5 protein-coding genes are annotated in these 3,379 nt (G+C 48.6%); all 5 read left to right on the top strand.

The features are described from left to right. Positions 1-407: phage antirepressor KilAC domain-containing protein (locus GTGU_RS06135; protein WP_038154968.1), on the top strand; the 407-nt coding region annotated here is incomplete at its 5' end. A 119-nt stretch (positions 408-526) separates the two neighbouring features. Then, a complete protein-coding gene (locus tag GTGU_RS26035) occupies positions 527-685 on the top strand; it encodes a hypothetical protein (protein ID WP_169741167.1) in 159 nt (52 codons plus the stop codon). Further along, on the top strand, positions 672-1,559 hold the full coding sequence (locus tag GTGU_RS06130) for a replication protein (RefSeq protein ID WP_038154966.1): 888 nt from the start codon (positions 672-674) through the stop codon (positions 1,557-1,559). Before GTGU_RS26035 ends, GTGU_RS06130 begins: the two co-directional genes overlap by 14 nt. Next, complete coding sequence (locus tag GTGU_RS06125; protein WP_038154965.1) at positions 1,556-2,926, top strand: replicative DNA helicase; 1,371 nt, start codon at positions 1,556-1,558, stop codon at positions 2,924-2,926. The genes GTGU_RS06130 and GTGU_RS06125 overlap by 4 nt, the downstream gene beginning before the upstream one ends. Further along, positions 2,923-3,189, top strand: a complete 267-nt coding sequence (locus GTGU_RS06120) for a hypothetical protein (protein WP_038154963.1) — start codon at positions 2,923-2,925, stop codon at positions 3,187-3,189. The genes GTGU_RS06125 and GTGU_RS06120 overlap by 4 nt, the downstream gene beginning before the upstream one ends. The last annotated feature ends 190 nt before the right edge of the window (positions 3,190-3,379 follow it).

The raw sequence follows: 3,379 nt of genomic DNA, 5'->3' as shown, positions 1-3,379 counted from the left end.
AACTTGAATCGAATGCCGCTGCTATTCCTCCAACGTATCCTGAGGCGCTTCGTCTGGCGGCCGCACTGGCAGAGCAGAACATGCAGATTGAGCAGCAGGTACAGCAGGCTGCCCCAAAAGTTGCCTTCTTCGATAGCTATGTGGATACCGCTGGTTCGAAAAGCCTGCGTGAGACAGCAAAGGTACTGAATATGCCCCCTCAGGCGCTGACAGATGCACTTGTTCGCGATGGTGTGCTGTTCCGCCAGTCTGGCACACTGCTGCCGATAGCGCGACACCACCATGCAGGGCGATTCACTGTCAAGGCAGGCATAGCAGCATCAGGCCATGATTTCACGCAGACGCGTGTAACGCCGCGTGGTGTTGAGTGGATTGCTCAGCGCTACGCCTCTGAGCTGATGGGGTGATGAAATGACAGGCCGAACGGGCAAAGCCGGGCCTGTTCTGAAAAGGCGAAAGCCGCAGCGCGTCAACACAAGCGGCTCTCAGGTGCAACAAACGTCAGTAAATTGCGAGGTTAATTCTAATGCCAAAGCGCAAAAAGTACCAGGAAAAAGAAGAGATTCGACACCCTGATTCACCTGAAGGATTAGTGATTACAGCAGCCAATAACAGAGCTTTCGCAGAGCGCTTTATTGGTGTTTACAGACTCGCCAAAGCAGGAGTGAAGAATGGGCGTCGCTAGACTTGAAGACTATCGCAAACCTCCCAGCGAGGTTGTGGAGCATCGTGTGGCAGAACTCGACGATGGATACACCAAGACTGCAAACACACTGCTGGAGGCTGTCATGCTCTCCGGGCTAACCCAGCATCAACTACTGATTGTTATGGCTGTATGGCGAAAGACATACGGTTACAACAAGAAAATGGATTGGATCGGAAACGAACAGTTTTCTGAGCTAACAGGCATGGCTGCTACCAAATGTTCAACAGCGAAAAACGAGCTTATCAGAATGGGAGTGCTCATTCAGGAAGGACGGCATGTTGGGATGAACAAGAATATTTCTGAGTGGAAAACAAAGGTTAACCGAATCGGTAAAACATTTACCGAATCGGTAAAACAAACCTTTACCGAATCGGTAAAACAAACCTTTACCGAATCGGTAAAACAAACCTTTACCGAATCGGTAAAACCAACCTTTACCGAATCGGTAAAAGGGTCTTTACCGAATCAGTCAAACACAAAAGACAATATTCAAAAGACAATAAATACAAATACCCCCTTACCCCCTAAAGGGGGATGCGTTGAGGTTTCTAAACCTGAAAAGCGCAAGACCGTTCGCATCAACTACAACGAGTATCTCGAAGCCTATAACGAAATCGTGGGTGACAGATTACCTCACGCTGTAGAAATCAACGCTGAGCGTCAGCGCAAACTCAAGAAGCTGATTAACTCTCTCGCAACCAAAAACATCGACGGCTACCGGGCATACGTTAAAGCTTTCATGGCTGCGGCAAGACCATTCCACTTTGGTGATAACGACCGTGGTTGGGTAGCAACGTTTGATTACCTACTTCAGCCGAGAGTATTAACCGCAATTCGTGAGGGAACACTATGAGGCAGGATATCGAGGCCAGTGTAATTGGCGGGCTTCTCCTGGGAGGTTTAACGCCATCTGCAAACGATGTGCTGGAAATGCTTGAGCCAGAATCTTTTGCCATTCCGCTTTACCAGAAGGTCTTCTCTGTCATCCGCAAACATGCTCGCACAAGAAACATGATCGACGGCCTAATGGTCGCTGAGGAGTGCGGTGATGAGCATTTTGCCGATGTGATGGAGGCTGCCAAAAACTGCCCTAGCACAGCGAACCTGAAGGGTTATGCAGGAATGGTAGCTGATATGCATGAGCGCAGAATGGTACTCAAGCTTATTGACGATGTGCGAGGTGTTATCAGCAACGGAACGCGTGACACATCGGCGGCAGCTATAGACGAGTTAACGACAAAGTTATCACTTATTCGAAAACCTAGATGGGAAGTTAAACCTGTCCATCTGAAGGAAGTTCTCACTGAGTACACGGATATTCTGGACAAGCGACTACGCAATGGAGAGGAATCCGACACGCTTAAAACTGGAATTGCTGAACTCGATGCAATTACTGGCGGAATGAACCCAGAAGACCTTGTGATCATCGCAGCTCGCCCAGGGTGCGGAAAGACGGAAATTTCTCTCAAGATAGCCGAGGGCGTTGCGTCTAAAAAGATACCAGGCACAGATCGCAAGCGTGGAGTGCTGATTTTCTCAATGGAGATGAGTAAAACGCAGATCGCTGAGAGGAGCATTGCCGGTAGTGGGAATATGTCAGTAAACGTTCTTCGAAATCCAGCCAAGCTGGACGACGAAGGATGGGCGCGTATCGCGAATGGAATATGTGCGCTCAAGGAGCTGGACGTTTGGCTGGTAGATGCTTCTAAGCTCACTGTAGAACAAATTCGCAGTGTTGCAGAGCGTCACAAACAGGAGCACCCAGACCTATCTCTTATCATGGTCGATTATATCGGACTGATTGATAAGCCAAAATCAGAGCGAAATGAACTTGCTATTGCTCATATCTCCGGAAGCCTCAAGGCAATGGCTAAAGAGCTTCGTACAACGGTAATTTCTCTTAGCCAGTTGTCGAGAAAGGTTGAGGACCGTCCTAACAAACGTCCAAATAACTCAGATATCCGTGACTCAGGGAGCATAGAGCAGGATGCTGACTCCATCATCATGCTTTACCGTGAAGCGGTGTATGATGAGAACTCCCCCGCAGCACCATTTGCAGAAATAATCGTTACCAAAAACAGATTTGGATCGCTTGGGACAGTGTACCAACGATTCATTAACGGCCATTTTCTTGATTGTGACCAGGAAGAGGCGCGCAAGGCATCATCAGATAGTAAGCCAGCGCAAGGCAGAAGGTACGCAAAAGGAGCACCGGTATGACGTTAAAAAAGTTTGATGCACAGGAATACATTCGGCGAGAAGAGGAGCTTTCGCGCATCGTTACCGTTGATGACACTCACATCGTTTTTCACATTCCAGGGGATCACATCGATGGACACTATGAAATCGCCCTAAGCACATGCAAGACAGGTGAGCAGATTATCAGTTGGATTTTCCACCTTACCGAAAAGCAGTGGGTTGACAGAGACATCTTGCGTCGCTTCATCAAAGATGCCAGCCATCACGCAGGAATAACACTTTAAAACATTGCGGGGGAAGCAATGAACACACGAGACAAAATACTTAACCACCTTGAAACAAACATTCCCACTGGGCACCACAATTTGCAAAACGCCTCGGATGCCAGAAATCACATATCAGCGAGGCGCGAAGGTGCTGATCAGTAACTCTACGGCACCAGCGGTACTTGAGCTTTACGGGCGGCATGGCTTC

It is taken from the genome of Trabulsiella guamensis ATCC 49490, from assembly GCF_000734965.1.
Taxonomy (GTDB): Bacteria; Pseudomonadota; Gammaproteobacteria; order Enterobacterales; family Enterobacteriaceae; genus Trabulsiella; species Trabulsiella guamensis.
The sequence above is the reverse complement of the archived record's forward strand: the minus strand, read 5'-3'. Positions and strand labels throughout refer to the sequence as shown.